We start from the raw sequence: 17194 nt of genomic DNA on the forward strand, positions 1-17194 counted from the left end.
CGCAGCCCGCAGCCCGCAGCCCGCAGCCCGCAGCCCGCAGCCCGCAGCCCGCAGCCCGCAGCCCGCAGCCCGCAGCCCGCAGCCCGCAGCCCGCAGCCCGCAGCCGTGCTCTGTGCGCAGGCTGCCACCGAGGCCGCGGTGCGTGACCCCGCGCGTCTGCACCTACGGTCCGCGTGCTCTCTTCACCTCATCTGCCTGAGCTCACCCGCCTTCGGCAGCCCCGTGCCCACCCGCGAGATCGGCGCTCCCGGCGGCCCTCGCCTCGGCTCGCCGACCAGGCCGGCGAGAGGCGGCCGAGGGCCCAGAGCGTGGCGGCGGCGAGTACGACCGCCCCCGCGAGTGCGGTTCCCGTAGGCGCGCCGGCCGTCTCGTGAGCGGTGGGGCGGCCCGCCCGCTCGGGGCCCGTACGGTCCGGTGGTACGGGGATGCCGATCACCGGGAGCAGGCGCGACGGGCCGCCGCGGAGCATGGCTGGAGGCAGGAGCGTGAGCGGGTCCAGGTAGGTCTTTCCGCGGCGCAGGCCCCAGTGGAGGCAGGGTGCGCGGCAGTGGAACGGGCCCTGTTGCAGTACGGCGACGGGCTGGCCCGCCAGGACGTGCTCTCCTTTTCGGATCGTGGCTCGGACCGGTTCGTAGGTGGTGCGTAAAGGCGGATGGCCCGAGCGGGACAGTTCGATGGTGAGGACTCCGCGGCCGGCGACGGTTCCGGTGAACGCCACCCGGCCGGGCGCCGCCGCGCGCACCGTCGTACCGGCCGAGGCTGCCAGGTCCACACCGCGGTGCCCCGCTGCCCAAGGCGTGGGCGGCGGATCCCAGCCACGTAACACCGCAGGCCGTATGCCCGCCGCCCCCTCCACCGGCCACGCACGATCCGCCGAAGCCGAAGCCGAAGCCGAAGCCGAAGCCGAAGCCGAAGCCGAAGCCGAAGCCGAAGCCGAAGCCGAAGCCGAAGCCGAAGCCGAAGCCGAAGCCGGAGCCGGAGCCGGAGCCGGAGCCGAAGTTGGTGCCGGAGCCGAAGTTGGTGCCCGAGCTCGGCCTGATCCCCGCGCCCCGCTCTCCATCCGAGCCGTACCGCCACCCGCGGAATCCGCCGCCACAAGCGCCGTTGGTGCAGCTGTCGCCCTTTCCGGCGCCGTGCTCAGCACTCCGTATGCCGCCATCAGCGTCGTCACGGAAATGGCCGCAGCCGTCGTGACGGCAAGGAACCCGGTCACCAGGCGCACCGGAAAGAAGCAGCCCCGCCCACGGCTCTCGGGCGCCTTCTTCAGCCGCCGCATGCCCGACGGCCGCAGGCCGCGCATTCCCCGGAAGCTCGCAGCCGAGCTGGAATTTCGTTTCATGTCCCGACCGTGACGCAGTCCGTCGAGGCTTGGGGATCTTGGTCTGAATCTGTGGGTAACCCGCCGGTTGTGGACAACGGTGTCACTCGCGAGGGGCACGAAAAGGTGCGTGTCGCCCAGTACATCGGCCGTCCCGTACACTTCTTGTGGCGATCCGGGTCACCGGGTCGACTTCGCACGCCCCGCCATCAGTGCAGCAGTCCCTTTCGGGCAGCACGATGGCCGCGCTCCTCGGTCCTCGGAAGGTTCCGCAAGGTTCCTTCTCAGGCAGGCGCGTCGGGGCGTCAGGCACCGCGGCCGACCGGCCGCAGTGGAACCGAGAGCAACAAGGAGTACGGCCATGGCCGTCGTCACGATGCGGGAGCTGCTGGAGAGCGGCGTCCACTTCGGGCACCAGACCCGCCGCTGGAACCCGAAGATGAAGCGTTTCATCTTCACCGAGCGCAACGGCATCTACATCATCGACCTGCTCCAGTCGCTGTCGTACATCGACCGCGCCTACGAGTTCGTCAAGGAGACCGTCGCCCACGGCGGCTCGGTCATGTTCGTCGGCACGAAGAAGCAGGCCCAGGAGGCCATTGCCGAGCAGGCGACCCGCGTGGGCATGCCCTACGTGAACCAGCGCTGGCTCGGCGGCATGCTGACCAACTTCTCGACCGTCTACAAGCGCCTGCAGCGCCTGAAGGAGCTCGAGCAGATCGACTTCGAGGATGTGGCCGCGTCCGGCCTCACCAAGAAGGAGCTCCTGGTTCTCTCCCGCGAGAAGGCCAAGCTGGAGAAGACCCTTGGCGGTATCCGCGAGATGCAGAAGGTGCCCAGCGCCGTCTGGATCGTGGACACCAAGAAGGAGCACATCGCCGTCGGTGAGGCGCGCAAGCTCAACATCCCGGTCGTCGCGATCCTCGACACCAACTGCGACCCGGACGAGGTCGACTACAAGATCCCGGGCAACGACGACGCGATCCGCTCCGTCACCCTGCTCACCCGCGTGATCGCCGACGCCGTCGCCGAGGGCCTCATCGCCCGCTCCGGCGCCGCCACCGGCGACCAGAAGCCCGGCGACAAGGCTGCCGCCGAGCCGCTGGCCGAGTGGGAGCGTGACCTGCTCGAGGGCGAGAAGAAGACGGACTCCGAGGACGCCGCCGAGAAGCCCGCCGAGGCTCCGGTTGCCGAGGCCCCGGCCGCCGAGGCCCCGGTTGCCGAGGCTCCGGCCGTCGAGGCCGAGAAGCCGGCCGCGGACGCCGAGCAGGCCTGACCCGCAGCATCCGGTTGATGACGGCGGGGGCGGGTGCCACAGGCGCCGCCCCCGCCGTCCACCCGTAGATCTTTCGACTTCGAGATTTCGAGAAGAGATTCACAGACCATGGCGAACTACACCGCCGCGGACGTCAAGAAGCTCCGCGAGCTCACCGGCGCCGGCATGATGGACTGCAAGAAGGCCCTGGACGAGGCCGAGGGCAACGTCGACAAGGCCGTCGAGGCGCTGCGTATCAAGGGCCAGAAGGGCGTCGCCAAGCGCGAGGGCCGCTCCGCCGAGAACGGCGCCGTGGTCTCCCTGATCGCGGACGACAACACCTCCGGTGTCATTGTCGAGCTGAAGTGCGAGACGGACTTCGTCGCCAAGGGCGAGAAGTTCCAGGCCGTCGCCAACGAGATCGCCGCGCACGTCGCGAAGACCTCTCCGGCCGACCTCGAGGCCCTGCTCGCCTCCGAGATCGAGGCCGGCAAGACCGTCCAGGCGTTCGTCGACGAGGCCAACGCCACCCTGGGCGAGAAGATCGTCCTGGACCGCTTCGCGCAGTTCTCCGGCGGCTATGTGTCGGCGTACATGCACCGCACCATGCCTGACCTGCCTCCGCAGATCGGTGTCCTTGTCGAGCTCGACAAGGAGAACGCCGAGGTCGCCAAGGGCGTCGCGCAGCACATCGCCGCCTTCGCCCCGAAGTACCTCGCCAAGGACGACGTCCCGGCCGAGGTCGTCGAGGCCGAGCGCCGCGTCGCCGAGGAGACCACGCGCGCGGAGGGCAAGCCCGAGGCTGCCCTGCCGAAGATCGTCGAGGGTCGCCTCAACGGCTTCTTCAAGGACGCGACGCTGCTCGGCCAGCCGTACGCGCTCGACAACAAGAAGTCCGTCGAGAAGGTCCTCCAGGAAGCCGGTGTCACCCTGAAGCGCTTCTCGCGCATCAAGGTCGGCATCTGAGCCTGCCGCAAGGCAGCGAATGACCTGCGACCCCGCTAGGGTCGTACGCAGTCGGCCGCTCAACGGCCGGCCGCAGATGTGACGAGGAGGCCATTGCCGCACAGGGATCTGGACCAGACCCACGGCAATGGCCTTCTTCGTATGTGCACGAGGAGAGCTCAATGAATCACGGTGCCGACGGCGCGGACACAGACAAGGCCGACCACGGCGGCAGGCAACGGTTTTTGCTGAAGCTGTCAGGCGAGGCGTTCGCCGGTGGCGGCGGACTGGGCGTCGACCCCGATGTGGTGCACGCCATGGCCCGCGAGATCGCCGCCGTGGTGCGCGACGGCTATGAGATCGCCATCGTGATCGGCGGTGGCAACTTCTTCCGCGGCGCCGAACTCCAGCAGCGCGGCATGGACCGGGCCCGCTCCGACTACATGGGCATGCTCGGCACGGTCATGAACTGCCTGGCCCTCCAGGACTTCCTGGAGAAGGAGGGCATCGACTCCCGCGTCCAGACCGCCATCACCATGGGCCAGGTCGCGGAGCCGTACATTCCGCTGCGCGCGGTGCGCCACTTGGAGAAGGGCCGGGTCGTCATCTTCGGCGCCGGCATGGGCATGCCGTACTTCTCCACCGACACCACCGCCGCCCAGCGGGCCCTGGAGATCGACGCCGAGGCCATGCTGATGGGTAAGAACGGGGTGGACGGCGTCTATGACTCCGACCCCAAGAAGAACCCCGACGCGGTCAAGTTCGATGCCCTCGAATACGGCGAGGTCATCACGCGCGAGCTGAAGGTCGCCGATGCCACCGCCATCACCCTGTGCCGCGACAACAAGCTCCCGATCCTCGTCTTCGAACTGCTCGCCGAGGGCAATATCGCGCGTGCGGTGAAGGGTGAGAAGATCGGCACGCTCGTCAGCGATCAGGGCACCCGGGCCTGACGGCCCCAACTGCCGAGACTCCGTACGGGCTTCGGCCTGCGGGGGCGGCAACTCCCGGCCGTGGGAAGACCTCGGTACGGGGATGGACAACAGCCTGCCGGTCGGACACCGTGCAGGAGAAGACGCGCGGCAGGGGCGAGGCTCTGCTTCTTACCGATAAGACCAGGAGCAAGTGGTGATCGAAGAGATCCTCCTCGAGGCCGAGGAGAAGATGGAGAAGGCCGTCGTGGTCGCCAAGGAGGACTTCGCCGCGATCCGCACCGGGCGTGCGCACCCGGCGATGTTCAACAAGATCGTGGCGGACTATTACGGCGCCATGACGCCGATCAACCAGCTGGCGTCGTTCTCGGTGCCTGAACCGCGGATGGCCGTGGTGACCCCGTTCGACAAGAGCGCGCTGCGCAACATCGAGCAGGCCATCCGTGACTCCGACCTCGGCGTCAATCCGAGCAACGACGGAAACATCATCCGTGTGACGTTCCCGGAGCTGACCGAGGAGCGCCGCAAGGAGTACATCAAGGTCGCCAAGGCCAAGGGCGAGGACGCGAAGATCTCGATCCGCAGCGTGCGCCGCAAGGCCAAGGAAACCCTCGACAAGCTCGTCAAGGACAAGGAGTCCGGCGAGGACGAGGTGCGCCGCGCCGAGAAGGAGCTCGACGACACCACCGCGAAGTACGTCGCGCAGGTGGACGAGCTGCTCAAGCACAAGGAATCCGAGCTCCTCGAGGTCTGATGAACGAGTCATCCTGGGGGACCCCGCGCGGCGCCGCTCACTGGGGGCCACCCGACCAGGGAACGGCCCCCGTGCTGCGCGGGGCGGCGCCCCCCGCCCCGGCGGGTCCCGTGCACGACGGGGGCGACGCGGCGCAGACTCGGCCCATGCCCATCGTGCCCGAGCCGGGCGGACACCAGGACGACCACCGGGACGACCGGGACGACCGGGGGGCTGCTCGAGTGAGCGGCCCCCTGTTCCGTGACGAAGAGCCGCAGGAGCCCATGCCCACTGCTTTCCCCGGTTCCCCCGAGCCCGAGAGCTCGCGCGGCCCAGAGAAGCCGAAGAAGAAGAGCGCCGGGCGCAATCTGCGTGCCGCGATAGGGGTCGGCGTCGGTCTCGGCGTGATCATCATCGCGTCGCTCTTCGTCTACAAGCCGGTCTTCGTCGGCGTCATCGCGGTCGCCGTCGTGGTGGGCATGTGGGAACTGACCTCGCGGCTGTCGGAGCGCAAGGACATCCGGGTCCCCCTGGTGCCGCTCGCGGTCGGCGGCACGGCCATGGTGGTCGCCGGGTATGTACGGGGCGCCGAAGGCGCGTGGGTGGCGATGGCGCTCACCGCGCTGGCCGTCCTGGTCTGGCGGATGACCGAGGCGCCCGAGAACTATCTGCGGGACGTCACCGCGGGTATCTTCGCGGCGTTCTACGTGCCGTTCCTCGCGACCTTCGTGGCCCTGATGCTCGCCGCTGAGGACGACGGGCCGCAGCGGGTGCTGACCTTCCTGCTGCTGACGGTCGTCAGCGACACCGGGGCGTACGCGGTCGGCTGGCGCTTCGGCAAGCACAAACTCGCGCCGCGCATCAGCCCCGGTAAGACCCGCGAGGGCCTCCTCGGTGCGCTGCTCTTTGCGATGGTCGCCGGCGCCCTGTGCATGCAGTTCCTGATCAAGGGCGGCGTCTGGTGGCAGGGCCTGCTGCTCGGCCTCGCGGTCGCGGTCAGCGCCACCCTCGGTGACCTGGGCGAATCCATGATCAAACGAGATCTCGGCATCAAGGACATGGGCACCCTGCTGCCCGGCCACGGTGGCATCATGGACCGCCTCGATTCCCTGCTGCCGACCGCGCCGGTCGTCTGGCTGCTGTTCGTGGTCTTCGTCGGCTCCGGCTGAACCGCTGTCCGCCGACCCGGCCGCTCCGCGCGCCCGCCGCGCGCAGGGCGGTACGGGCTCCGGTTGTGTGATCCTCGCCTGGTTTCCTCGCGTCATCCCTGCGTACGCGGGGGTTTCGGGGATCAGAGGGGCCTGCCGCAGTACGTGGCGGGCCCCTCTTCGCGCGTCTGCGACACTGGAGGAACCATGCCTGCACCCGGAGAACTCACTTTCGTCGCGCCGCGCGGAGCCAAGAAGCCCCCGCGACACCTTGCCGATCTCAGTCCTGTCGAGCGCCGCGAAGCGGTGGCCGCAATCGGCGAGAAGCCGTTTCGCGCCAAGCAGCTTTCGCAGCACTATTTCGCCCGTTACGCGCACGATCCGGCGCAGTGGACCGACATCCCGGCTGCGGCGCGCGAAAAGCTGGCGACGGAGCTGCTGCCGGACCTGATGAACGTCGTACGGCACATCTCGTGTGACGACGACACCACCCGCAAGACCCTGTGGAAGCTGCACGACGGCACGCTCGTGGAGTCCGTGCTGATGCGCTACCCGGACCGGGTCACCATGTGCATCTCCTCGCAGGCCGGCTGCGGTATGAACTGCCCGTTCTGCGCCACCGGCCAGGCCGGCCTGGACCGTAACCTCTCCACCGCCGAGATCGTGCACCAGATCGTCGATGGGATGCGGGCGCTGCGTGACGGCGAGGTTCCCGGTGGCCCGGCGCGGCTGTCCAACATCGTTTTCATGGGGATGGGCGAGCCGCTCGCCAACTACAAGCGGGTGGTCGGCGCCATCCGGCGGCTGACCGACCCCGAGCCCGACGGCCTGGGGCTGTCCCAGCGCGGCATCACCGTCTCCACGGTCGGTCTCGTGCCGGCGATGCTGCGGTTCGCGGACGAGGGCTTCAAATGCCGGCTCGCGGTGTCGCTGCATGCGCCGGACGACGAGCTGCGCGACACGCTGGTTCCCGTCAACACCCGCTGGAAGGTGCGCGAGGTGCTGGACGCGGCGTGGGAGTACGCCGAGAAGTCCGGCCGGCGTATCTCCATCGAGTACGCCCTGATCCGCGACATCAACGACCAGGCCTGGCGCGGTGACCTGCTGGGACGGTTGCTGAAGGGCAAGCGGGTCCATGTGAACCTCATTCCGTTGAATCCGACACCCGGGTCGAAGTGGACCGCCTCGCGGCCCGAGGACGAGCTGGCGTTCGTACAGGCCATCGAGGCGCACGGCGTGCCGGTGACCGTCCGGGACACTCGTGGCCAGGAGATCGACGGCGCGTGCGGACAGCTCGCGGCTTCGGAACGCTGACCGCTCGCTGGTACCGTGTGATCGAACAAATGCACATTCCGACAGGGGAGCGCCACAGCGCTGAGAGTGCGGAAGCGTCGTAGACCTACGGTGCCCGCAGACCCTTGAACCTCGCCCGGGTCATTCCGGGTAGGAAGTTCGGTCGTCACTCATGCTGTTGCGCCCTGCCCGGGGCCGCGCGCCGTACGTCGCCTGACGTCCAGAGCCGCGGACACCGGGCGGGGCCGCGTCTCTTCCTGGCCAGCCAGGAGGAAATCAGTGAGCACCACCAGCAGGATCGCCGCGACAGCGCTCGCCGCCGCGGTCGGCATGACCGCACTCTCCGCGTGCGGCAGCACGGGCGGCGGGAGCGCGGACGCCAAGACCGTCACGCTCGTCAGCCATGACTCCTTCGCCGCGTCCAAGTCGGTGCTGGCCGCCTTCGAGAAGGAGACCGGCTACAAGGTCAAGGTGCTTCCGGGCGGGGATGCAGGAAAGGCCGTCAACCAGGCGATCCTGTCCAAGGGCAATCCGCAGGGCGATGTCTTCTTCGGCATCGACAACACCCTCCTCTCGCGGGGCCTGAAGGAAGGCCTCTTCACCCCGTACAAGGCCAAGGGGCTTGACGCCGTGCCCGCCGACCTGCAGCTCGACAAGGGCGAGCACCGCGTCACACCCCTCGACTACGGCGACATCTGCGTCAACTACGACCGCGCGTACTTCGCCAAGCACAAGATCGCGCCGCCGAAGACCTTCGACGATCTGATCAAGCCTGAGTACAAGGGGCTGCTCGTCACGGAGAATTCCGCGACCTCCTCTCCGGGACTCGCTTTCCAGCTCGGCACCATCGCGAAGTACGGTGCGGCCGGCTGGCAGGGCTACTGGAAGAAGCTCAAGGCCAACGGCGTCGAGGTCGTCGACGGCTGGGAGCAGGCGTACGACGAGCGGTTCTCGGGCTCCGCGGCCGGCAAGGCCAAGGGCGACAAGCCGCTGGTGGTCTCCTACGCCTCCAGCCCGCCCGCCGAGGTCCTGGGCAAGAAGCCGGAGCCCCGGCAGGCACCGACCGGTGTGGCGACCGGCACCTGCTTCCGTCAGATCGAATTCGGCGGTCTGCTCAAGGGCGCGAAGAACGAGAAGGGTGGCAAGGCGCTGCTGGACTTCCTGTTGAGCAAGAAGTTCCAGGAGGACATGCCGCTGCAGATGTTTGTCAACCCGGCTCGCAAGGACGCCAAGGAGCCGGCACTGTTCACCAAGTACGGCGCGACGATCGACAAGCCGGCGACGGTGCCCCCGGAGACGATCACCAAGAACCGCGAACAGTGGATCAAGCAGTGGTCGTCGCTCGTTCTGAAGTAACCCGCGCGCTGCGCAGGAGGCCCTCGCGGGGGACGGCGGTGCGGCTCGGCCTGATGGCCCTGCCGCTCGCCTTCTTCGCGCTCTTCTTCGCCTATCCGGTCGTCGCGATCGTCGGACGGGGGCTGAAGGACGGCGCGCAGTGGCAGCTCGGCCGGATCGGTGCGGTGCTGGGCGATCCCGATGTCCTGCATGTGCTGTGGTTCACGGTCTGGCAGGCGGCGGCCTCGACCGCGCTGACGCTGCTGATCGCCCTGCCGGGGGCGTACGTCTTCGCGCGTTTCGACTTTCCCGGCAAACAGCTGCTGCGGGCGGTCGTGATGGTGCCGTTCGTGCTGCCGACCGTCGTCGTCGGCTCGGCCTTCCTGGCGCTGGTGGGACGTGGCGGGCTGCTTGACGACCTGTGGGGCGTCCGCCTGGACACGTCGGTGTGGGCGATTCTGCTGGCACATGTCTTCTTCAACTACGCGGTGGTCGTACGCACCGTCGGCGGCCTCTGGGGCCAGCTCGATCCGCGTCAGGAAGAGGCGGCGCGGATGCTGGGAGCCGGACGATTCGCCGCCTGGCGGAAAGTGACGCTGCCCGCGCTCGGTCCGGCCGTCGCCGCCGCCGCGCTGATGGTCTTCCTGTTCACGTTCACCTCCTTCGGGATCGTGCAGATTCTGGGCGGGCCCACCTTCTCGACTCTGGAGGTCGAGATCTACCGGCAGACCGCGGACTTCCTTGATCTGCCGACGGCCGCCGTCCTCACGCTGCTCCAATTCGTGGCGGTGCTGGGGTTGTTGGTGCTGCACGCCTGGACCGTGCGCCGACGCGAATCCACCCTGCGGCTCGTGGACGCATCGACGACCGCTCGGCGGCCGCACGGCTGCGGCCAGTGGGCGCTGTTGTGGGGGACGCTGGCCGTCATCGCCGTCCTGCTCGTCGTACCTCTTCTGGTGCTCGTGGAGCGGTCCTTCGCCGGCCCGGACGGTTACGGAGGGGTCTTCTACGAATCGCTGAGCTCCGCCGCGACAGCCGACAGCACCTTCGCCGTCGCACCCCTCGATGCCCTGGGGAACTCCCTCGCCTACGGAGCCGCCGCGACGGTGATCGCGCTGACGGTGGGCGGGCTGGCGGCAGCCGCCCTGACGCGCCGGGGCGGCCGGCTCGTTCGTGGCTTCGACGCCCTCTTGATGCTGCCGCTCGGGGTGTCCGCGGTGACCGTCGGCTTCGGCTTTCTGATCACCCTCGACAAACCACCACTGGACCTGCGCTCCTCGTGGTGGCTGGTGCCCCTCGCCCAGGCCCTGGTGGGGGTGCCGTTCGTGGTCCGGACGATGCTGCCCGTCCTGCGGGCGGTGGACGGACGGCTGCGGGAGGCAGCCGCCGTGCTCGGTGCCTCTCCGTGGCGGGTGTGGCGCGAGGTGGATCTGCCGATGGTGCGGCGGGCGCTGCTGATCGCGGCGGGCTTCGCCTTCGCCGTATCGCTCGGCGAATTCGGTGCGACAGTCTTCATCGCGCGGCCGGACCACCCCACCCTGCCGGTGGCCGTGGCACGGCTGCTGGGGCGCGCCGGGGAGCTCAACTACGGGCAGGCGATGGCCCTGTCGACCATCTTGATGGTGGTGTGTGCCGGCGCCCTGTTGGCCCTGGAGCGCATCCGCACCGACCAGTCCGGGGAGTTCTAGATGACGGCAGACGCCAAGGCCACGGCGCGACAGCTGTTGCGGCTGGGCGGGGTGACCGTCCGCTTCGGCAAGTCTGGCGGGCGTCCCGCGCTCGACGCGGTGGATCTGGACGTCACCGCGCACGAAATCGTGTGTGTGCTGGGGCCGAGCGGAAGCGGCAAATCCACGCTGCTCCGGGTCGTGGCCGGTCTTCAACAGACCCATGCCGGAGAGGTGTTGCTGGAGGGCCGGAACCAGGCGGGGGTGCCGACGCACCGGCGGGGCGTCGGACTGATGTTCCAGGATCACCAGCTCTTCCCGCAGCGCGACGTCGCGGGGAATGTCGCCTTCGGGCTGCGGATGCGGCGCATTTCCCGTGCCGACCAGGAACGTACCGTCACCGAGCTGCTGGACCTCGTCGGGTTGCCGGGCGCGCAGCGGCGCGCTGTCGCCTCGCTGTCCGGTGGCGAGCAGCAGCGGGTCGCTCTGGCCCGCGCGCTCGCCCCGCAGCCCCGGCTGCTGATGCTGGACGAGCCGCTCGGCCAGCTCGACCGCGGGCTGCGTGAACGCCTTGTTGTCGAACTCCGTCGGCTGTTCCGGGAGTTGGGTACGACCGTGCTCGCCGTCACGCACGACCAGGGTGAGGCGTTCGCACTGGCCGACCGGGTCGTGGTGATGCAGGACGGACGGATCGCGCAGACCGGCACCCCGCTGGAGGTCTGGCAGCGGCCCGCCACCGAATTCGTCGCGCGTTTCCTCGGTTTCGACAATGTGGTCGAGGCGACGGTGCAGGGTGCGGTCGCCGTCACCCCGTGGGGCAAGGTGCCGGTCCCGGGCGGCACTACGGACGGGGCGTGCCGCCTGCTCGTACGGCCCGCCGGAGTGCGCCTGACATCTGCCCAGGAGGGTTTGCCCTGCACGGTCGCGTCCCGGACGTTCCGCGGAACCCATGTAGCGCTGCTGCTTCAGCCGGCCTTGGGGCCGCAGGTGGAGGCGGCGTGCGCGCTGCAGGACGCGCCGGAAACCGGAGAACGTGTGGGCATTGTCTTCGCCGCGCAGGACGTCGTGGTCCTGGACGCTGCGACGGGGTAACCAGGTGAGGCTTCGCTGCCGTGCCATGTGATGCTCCTGAAGTGTGGGTCGCTCCTATGGGCGGGAAAGGGGTTCGGGTCGTTTTCCTTGTGGGACGACCAGGCCGAGCTCGTAGGCGAGGATCACTGCCTGGGCGCGGTCGCGGAGGCCCATCTTCGTGAAGAGCCGGTTGATATGTGTCTTGACGGTGTGGTCGGTGATCGTCAGACGTGCGGCGATCTCCGCGTTGGACAAGCCCTGAGCGATCTGGACGAGCACCTCCACCTCGCGGCCTGTCAGCTCCTCGACCGTACGGACCGGCACCGGCGCCGACCGTTCCTTGACGAAGGCCGCGATCAGCCGCTTGGTCAGCTCCGGTGCGAGCAGGGCATTGCCCTCGGCCACGACCCGTACCGCATGCAGGAGTTCGGGAAAGGTCGCGTCCTTGAGGAGAAACCCGCTGGCCCCGGCGGACAGCGCGTCATATACGTACTCATCCAGGCCGAACGTCGTCAGCATCAGTGCCTTGGTTGCACCGTTGGACGCTCTGGTGATCTCACGGGCTGCTTCGATGCCGTTCTTGTGCGGCATACGGATATCGAGTAATGCCAGGTCGGGGCGCCGCTCCGCAGCGACGCGGACCGCCTGGACGCCGTCCTCCGCCTCACCCACCACCTCGATGTCGTCCTGGGTGCCCAGGAGGTTGACGAATGCGGTGCGGACGACCGCCTGGTCGTCGGCGACAATTGCTTTGATCACCATGGGATTTCCGCTTCTAAGAGAAAGCCGCCGTCGGGCCCGGGGCCGGCGCTGAGCTTGCCGCCGAGCAGCGCCGCCCGCTCCTGCATTCCGGCCAGGCCATGGCCGGAGTGGATCGTGCCCATCGGGCCCGGTCCGTCGTCTGTGATCCGCACCGCCAGCCGGTCGGGCCGGTAGCCGATCTCCACCACCGTATGAGCGCCTGGGGCGTGCCGACGTGCGTTGGTCAGCCCCTCCTGCACGATGCGGTATGCGGACAGCTCCCAGGAGGTCGGCAGCGCCACGCGGTTACCGCTGACACGTAGTTCGACCTCCCCGCCCACCGAGCGGTGCTGCGTTATGAGATCGTCCAGCGTGTCAAGGGTCGGCTGGGGAGCGGTCCCGGCTTTGTCATCAGGGCCGGTCCGCAGTACCTCCCGCAGTCGGCGCAGCTCCGCCATCGACGAGCGGGCGGAGGCGGCGAGCTGTTGAAAGCTCTCGCGGGCCTGAGGTGAGAGTTCCTGTGTGGTGTATGTGGCGCTCTCCGCCTGCACCGCAATCACCAAAACGGAGTGCGACACGACGTCATGCAACTCCCGTGCGATCGCCGTCCGCTCGGTTTCCGCGGCCTGCCGTTGCTCCATCGCGATCAGACGCGCCTGGGCATCCGCCTGCTCGCACCGAGCCTCCTCGCGGGCCCGAACGGCATCTCCCGTCGACACCGCCGCCGCGATTGCCAGGGTCAGTACGAACCACTCGGCGAGCCGGTCCGGTGAGGAGAGGTGCCTGTCCCCCGTCGCGAGGTGCCGCAGATTCACGACGAGGGAGAGGAAGGACCCGGCGACGACGAGCGCAGCGGGATGCAGCACTCTGCGGCGTCCGAGGGTGTAGCAGCCGATGAGCCCGCTCACGGCCGCCGCAATACAAAGGTCCGTCCCGGCTGCGAAACTCACCAGCGCCGCCGTGGCCGAAAGGGAGGCGGTGGCCGGATACGAGCGGCGCCACAGCAGTGCTGCCGCGGACACCAGCACTGCGAGCGCGATCACCAGTGAATGCCGCGGCGCGACCGCCGGCTCCACCGCCGCGAACGCGGTCAGCGCCCCGCCGGAAACCCAGGGATATGAGGGTGACGCGCCCCACGCGCGCAGCCGCTGCTGGAGTGATTTGCTCATGCCGTTCATTTTTCGGTTTCGCGGCAGCCGCCGCGTCGCCGCACGGGTTGATCCATCGGACGGGTGTCATGCCACGGGTTGACACCGAGGTTCGGTTCCTCGGTTGACGCCGTGCGATGCCGCCGCTCATAGCCTCGTGATCAACGCATGGAGAGGGGCGTCATGAGCAATCAACAAGCCTTGCACCAGAGCAAGTTGAGGAGAAGGGTGAGGGCGCAGTCCCGCGTGCGGAAGCCGATCGGCTCGGATCGTTGCTCAGGAGCCGGCGTGCTCGCCGGCCAAGGAAGGAGCGGGCTGTTCGCCGGGCGCGACCATGCCTTCGGGAACCGTGGGCTGAGGCAAGCCGCCGCCCGCTGCGGAGCTGTCGTCGCTCAAAGCTCCGTCCGGTGAGTGCGTATCGCTTGCCGTCGTCGGTACGGTCTCCGGGTCCGGCTCCCCGAACCAGGCGACCGCGACGGCCCCGGCCACAGCCACCACAAACCCCAGGACCGCGACCCACGCGAAACCCGGCCGGGAGGAGTCCCCCAGCCACAGCACGCCGAGGATGCCCGGTACCACGGTCTCGCCCACCACCAGGGCCGCCGTGGCGCCGTTCACCGAGCCGATCTGCAGGGCAACGGTGTGCAGATACATCCCGCCGATGCCCGCGACGAGAATCGCGTACAGCGCAGGGTCACTGAGGAGCGACGTGAGATGGAAGGGATCGACACCGTTCAGCACTCGTACGCCGACGCCGAGCGCACCGAAGCCCAGGCCGGAGAGCAGCCCGGCGAGGATCGCGGCCCGCCCGCCCAGCAGGCGCACGATCAGGGTGCCGCCGCCGACGATCGCGACGGACACGGCCAGCAGCCACCAGTGGCCGGCGATCGGTGTGTCGCCGCCGCCTTCAGGCCCGGCCGCCGTGGCGAGCAGTACCAGTGCCGAACAGACCACGGCGATGGAGGCCCACTCCGGGCGGGTGAGCCGGATACCGAGGAGCTTGATGCTCAGCACGGCCGTGATCACGAGGTTGGCGCTGATCACCGTCTGGGAGAGGAACAGCGGCAACAGCCGGGCGGCCAGTGCGCCGAGTCCGAACCCTATGAAGTCCAGCACCGTGCCGACCATGAATTCCCAGGTCACGGCGGCTTTGGCGGTGGAGGACAGGCTGGGGCCGCCGTGCTGGGTGACACCGGTGGTGGATGCGGCAGCAGCCTCCCGGCGGGCGGACTTGCGCGAGCCCACCGCCTGCAGGACCGAACCCGTGCCGTAGCAAGCCGACGCCGCTACGGCCGTCAGAAGGCCGATGATCACCAAGAGCTCCGTTCGCGCACTGCCTGCATTACCTGTTCATTGCCTGGCTTGGCAGACGCGCATTTCGGGTCGGCAGTTGCCTCCGTTGGTCAACCAGATCTCGGGATCGGTCGGCGGATTACGGTGACAGTGCACTGGACCGGTCCGGCTCGCCGGGGTGGAGCCGGTCCGGTCAGTAAGCCGGCTCGGCCGTAAGGCGGGCCAGTGCGTCGGGGACCTCGTCCACCGAATCGACCAGCGCGATCCGCGCCGCCATGGCACGGTCCGCCGCGAGCGCCTGGAGCAGCGGCCAGGTGGGCAGCTTCTCGGTCCAGTGCTCGCGGTTCACCAGCACCATCGGGGTTGGCTCACCCCGCGACCCGTAGTAGTTCGGGGTCGCGTTGTCGAAGATCTCCTGCACCGTCCCGGCGGCGCCCGGAAGATACACCACGCCCGCGTTGGAGCGCGCAAGCAAGCCGTCCTCGCGCACCGCGTTGACGAAGTACTTCGCGATATGGGAGGCGAAGGCGTTCGGAGGCTCGTGCCCGTAGAACCAGGTGGGGATGCCGACGGAGGAATTGCCGCCGGGCCAGTTCCGGCGCACGTCGAAAGCGGCCCGCGCCCAGTCCGTGAGGGAGGGGGTGAAGTGCGGCGCCTTGGCCAGGAGTTCCAGCGCCGAGTCGAGCATGGTGTCCTCGAAGGGCGCGGCGTACGCCCCGAGGTTTCCGGCCTCCATCGCGCCGGGACCACCACCTGTTGCGACGGTCAGGCCGTCGCGGGCGAGCCGGCGGCCGAGCCGGGCCGCGCCCGCATAGGCAGCGGACCCGCGCTCCATCGCGTGTCCGCCCATGATGCCGACCACCCGCGCACCGGCGAGATGTTCGTCCAGAGCGTCGGAGACGGCGTCATCGTGGATGCTGCGCAGCATCGAGGCGAAGACATCGCCGTCCGTCCTGGTCTGTTGGTACCAGTGGTACGTGCGGGCGTCGGGGGTCGCTTCGTATCCGGCGTCGGCCAGCCCCGTGTAGAGCTCGTCCGGTCCGTACAGGCTGCCGCGGTACGGATCGAACGGCAGGTTGGGTATGGGCGGGAAGACCAGGGCGCCGCCGGCCCGCACTTTGGCGGCGGCGTCCGGCTCCATGACGCAGCCGAGGAAAACGGACTCGGTGGTATCGGTGCTGAGCAGCGCGAACGTACGGTCCGTCAGATCGACCGACTGGATGCGATGTCCGGCGAGGCTGCCCGATGAGACGACCCGGTCGAACTCCGCGAGGGACTCGATCTCATAGTCGCTGACGAGGGCGCGGCGGGATGCTGGGGGCTCTGAATTCGGCTGCACGCCCGCCATGTTAGGTCCGCAGTACTTCCACCATCGGCCCGAGGTGCCCGTCTTCGGCCGCCGCGTCGAGTGCGGCGCGCAAGGCGTCGTCGTACGTCGGGCGTGCCTTGCTCTGTACGTCCCGACCCTCGTCGGTGATCACGCTGTAGACGCCGCGCCGGTCTTTCGGGCACAGGTCGCGGCGGGTCAGGCCGGAGGACTCGAGGCGGGAGGCCAGCCGGCTCACGGAGCTCTGGTTGAGGCCGATGAGGTCGGCGAGCTCCTGCATGCGCAGCTCGCCGTCTTCCGCCTCGGCGAGCCGGGCCAGCGCGCGGTACTCGGAAAGTCCGATGCTGTGGTGCTGCTGGAGTGCCTTGGCCAGCTCCTGTTCCACGCGCGTGTGCAGTGCGCCGAACCGGTCCCAGTGCTCCGCGTCCATCGTCTTCTGCTTTCTTCCGCCTTTTCCCGCTGGGCTCTTGACATCAGCGTACATGCGCCTGAAACTTATGTATGTGCATGCAAGTGATGTGCGCACATGGAAGTTTGGGGGAGTTGTGTTGATGAGCGGCGTTGCAGGGGTTCACGGAGCGCGGGAGATCCAGCGGATCGCCACCACGCCGGACTGGTACGAGCCGTACAGGATCTCGCAGGCGATCAAGGCGGGCGGCCTGATTCACGTCTCGGGGCAAGCGGGAATCGATGACAACGGGCGGACCGTCTCGGACGACTTCCTCACTCAGGGGCGGCAGGCGTTCGCGAACGTCGCAAGGGTCCTTGCCGAAGCGGGTGCGTCATTCGCCGATGTGGTGAAGGTAGGCATTTTTGTCACGGATATGGCTGCCGATCTTGAGCACGTCATCACCTTGCGGGGCGAGTTCCTGTCCGAGCCCTATCCGGCCGACACGCTGCTGGAAGTGTCGTCACTGGCCCAGCCGGACTGGCGAATAGAGGTGGAAGCCACCGCCCTGGCCCGCTGAGAGGCGGCTGCCGCTCGGGG

General features: G+C 68.7%; 17 protein-coding genes. 11 read left to right on the forward strand and 6 right to left on the reverse strand.

The window, feature by feature from the left end; genetic code table 11:
* Positions 1 to 187 precede the first annotated feature (187 nt).
* Positions 188 to 856 (reverse strand): murein hydrolase activator EnvC family protein, encoded by a 669-nt coding sequence (locus tag ACZ4S3_RS25405; protein ID WP_467937893.1) that lies wholly within the window; start codon positions 854 to 856, stop codon positions 188 to 190.
* Between ACZ4S3_RS25405 and ACZ4S3_RS25410 the strand changes: the two genes are divergently transcribed.
* The 10 genes from ACZ4S3_RS25410 to ACZ4S3_RS25455 all read left to right on the forward strand — a co-directional run bounded on the left by ACZ4S3_RS25410 (position 837) and on the right by ACZ4S3_RS25455 (position 11718).
* On the forward strand, positions 837 to 1352 hold the full coding sequence (locus ACZ4S3_RS25410; protein ID WP_467937895.1) for a hypothetical protein: 516 nt from the start codon (positions 837 to 839) through the stop codon (positions 1350 to 1352). The two genes, ACZ4S3_RS25405 and ACZ4S3_RS25410, sit on opposite strands and share 20 nt — an antisense overlap.
* A gap of 327 nt (positions 1353 to 1679) precedes the next feature.
* Positions 1680 to 2594, forward strand: coding sequence for a 30S ribosomal protein S2 (rpsB, locus tag ACZ4S3_RS25415; RefSeq protein ID WP_467937897.1), 915 nt, complete (start codon positions 1680 to 1682; stop codon positions 2592 to 2594).
* Positions 2595 to 2702: 108 nt separating this feature from the next.
* On the forward strand, positions 2703 to 3539 hold the full coding sequence (gene tsf, locus ACZ4S3_RS25420) for a translation elongation factor Ts (RefSeq protein ID WP_467937899.1): 837 nt from the start codon (positions 2703 to 2705) through the stop codon (positions 3537 to 3539).
* A gap of 161 nt (positions 3540 to 3700) precedes the next feature.
* Positions 3701 to 4471 (forward strand): UMP kinase, encoded by a 771-nt coding sequence (pyrH, locus tag ACZ4S3_RS25425; RefSeq protein WP_467937901.1) that lies wholly within the window; start codon positions 3701 to 3703, stop codon positions 4469 to 4471.
* Positions 4472 to 4646: 175 nt separating this feature from the next.
* Positions 4647 to 5204, forward strand: a complete 558-nt coding sequence (gene frr / locus ACZ4S3_RS25430; RefSeq protein ID WP_362709436.1) for a ribosome recycling factor — start codon at positions 4647 to 4649, stop codon at positions 5202 to 5204.
* The gene (locus tag ACZ4S3_RS25435) at positions 5204 to 6352 is read left to right on the forward strand and encodes a phosphatidate cytidylyltransferase (RefSeq protein WP_467937903.1); all 1149 of its coding nucleotides are present in this window, start codon (positions 5204 to 5206) and stop codon (positions 6350 to 6352) included. Before frr ends, ACZ4S3_RS25435 begins: the two co-directional genes overlap by 1 nt.
* 186 nt (positions 6353 to 6538) lie before the next feature.
* Positions 6539 to 7645 carry a dual-specificity RNA methyltransferase RlmN gene (gene rlmN / locus ACZ4S3_RS25440; RefSeq protein ID WP_467937905.1) on the forward strand — a complete coding sequence of 369 codons (1107 nt, stop codon included), beginning with the start codon at positions 6539 to 6541 and terminating at the stop codon, positions 7643 to 7645.
* Positions 7646 to 7903: 258 nt separating this feature from the next.
* The gene (locus ACZ4S3_RS25445) at positions 7904 to 8980 is read left to right on the forward strand and encodes a thiamine ABC transporter substrate-binding protein (RefSeq protein WP_467937907.1); all 1077 of its coding nucleotides are present in this window, start codon (positions 7904 to 7906) and stop codon (positions 8978 to 8980) included.
* A 38-nt stretch (positions 8981 to 9018) separates the two neighbouring features.
* Positions 9019 to 10647, forward strand: coding sequence for an ABC transporter permease (locus tag ACZ4S3_RS25450; protein WP_467937909.1), 1629 nt, complete (start codon positions 9019 to 9021; stop codon positions 10645 to 10647).
* On the forward strand, positions 10648 to 11718 hold the full coding sequence (locus ACZ4S3_RS25455) for an ABC transporter ATP-binding protein (RefSeq protein WP_467937911.1): 1071 nt from the start codon (positions 10648 to 10650) through the stop codon (positions 11716 to 11718).
* A 54-nt stretch (positions 11719 to 11772) separates the two neighbouring features.
* Here the strand turns inward: ACZ4S3_RS25455 and ACZ4S3_RS25460 are convergent, their stop codons facing one another.
* The 5 genes from ACZ4S3_RS25460 to ACZ4S3_RS25480 all read right to left on the reverse strand — a co-directional run bounded on the left by ACZ4S3_RS25460 (position 11773) and on the right by ACZ4S3_RS25480 (position 16636).
* Positions 11773 to 12459: a response regulator gene (locus ACZ4S3_RS25460; protein WP_467937913.1), complete on the reverse strand. Its 687-nt coding sequence runs from the start codon at positions 12457 to 12459 to the stop codon at positions 11773 to 11775.
* Positions 12453 to 13607 carry a sensor histidine kinase gene (locus tag ACZ4S3_RS25465; RefSeq protein ID WP_467937915.1) on the reverse strand — a complete coding sequence of 385 codons (1155 nt, stop codon included), beginning with the start codon at positions 13605 to 13607 and terminating at the stop codon, positions 12453 to 12455. Before ACZ4S3_RS25465 ends, ACZ4S3_RS25460 begins: the two co-directional genes overlap by 7 nt.
* Positions 13608 to 13862: 255 nt before the next feature.
* Positions 13863 to 14900, reverse strand: a complete 1038-nt coding sequence (locus ACZ4S3_RS25470) for a DMT family protein (protein WP_467937917.1) — start codon at positions 14898 to 14900, stop codon at positions 13863 to 13865.
* A gap of 172 nt (positions 14901 to 15072) precedes the next feature.
* Complete coding sequence (locus ACZ4S3_RS25475) at positions 15073 to 16227, reverse strand: LOG family protein (RefSeq protein ID WP_467937918.1); 1155 nt, start codon at positions 16225 to 16227, stop codon at positions 15073 to 15075.
* Position 16228: 1 nt separating this feature from the next.
* Positions 16229 to 16636: a MarR family winged helix-turn-helix transcriptional regulator gene (locus tag ACZ4S3_RS25480; RefSeq protein ID WP_467937920.1), complete on the reverse strand. Its 408-nt coding sequence runs from the start codon at positions 16634 to 16636 to the stop codon at positions 16229 to 16231.
* A gap of 121 nt (positions 16637 to 16757) precedes the next feature.
* On the opposite strand from ACZ4S3_RS25480, the gene ACZ4S3_RS25485 reads away from it, so the two are divergent.
* A complete protein-coding gene (locus tag ACZ4S3_RS25485; protein ID WP_467937922.1) occupies positions 16758 to 17174 on the forward strand; it encodes a RidA family protein in 417 nt (138 codons plus the stop codon).
* Positions 17175 to 17194: the final 20 nt, after the last annotated feature.

The organism is Streptomyces sp. NPDC028368, from assembly GCF_055565615.1.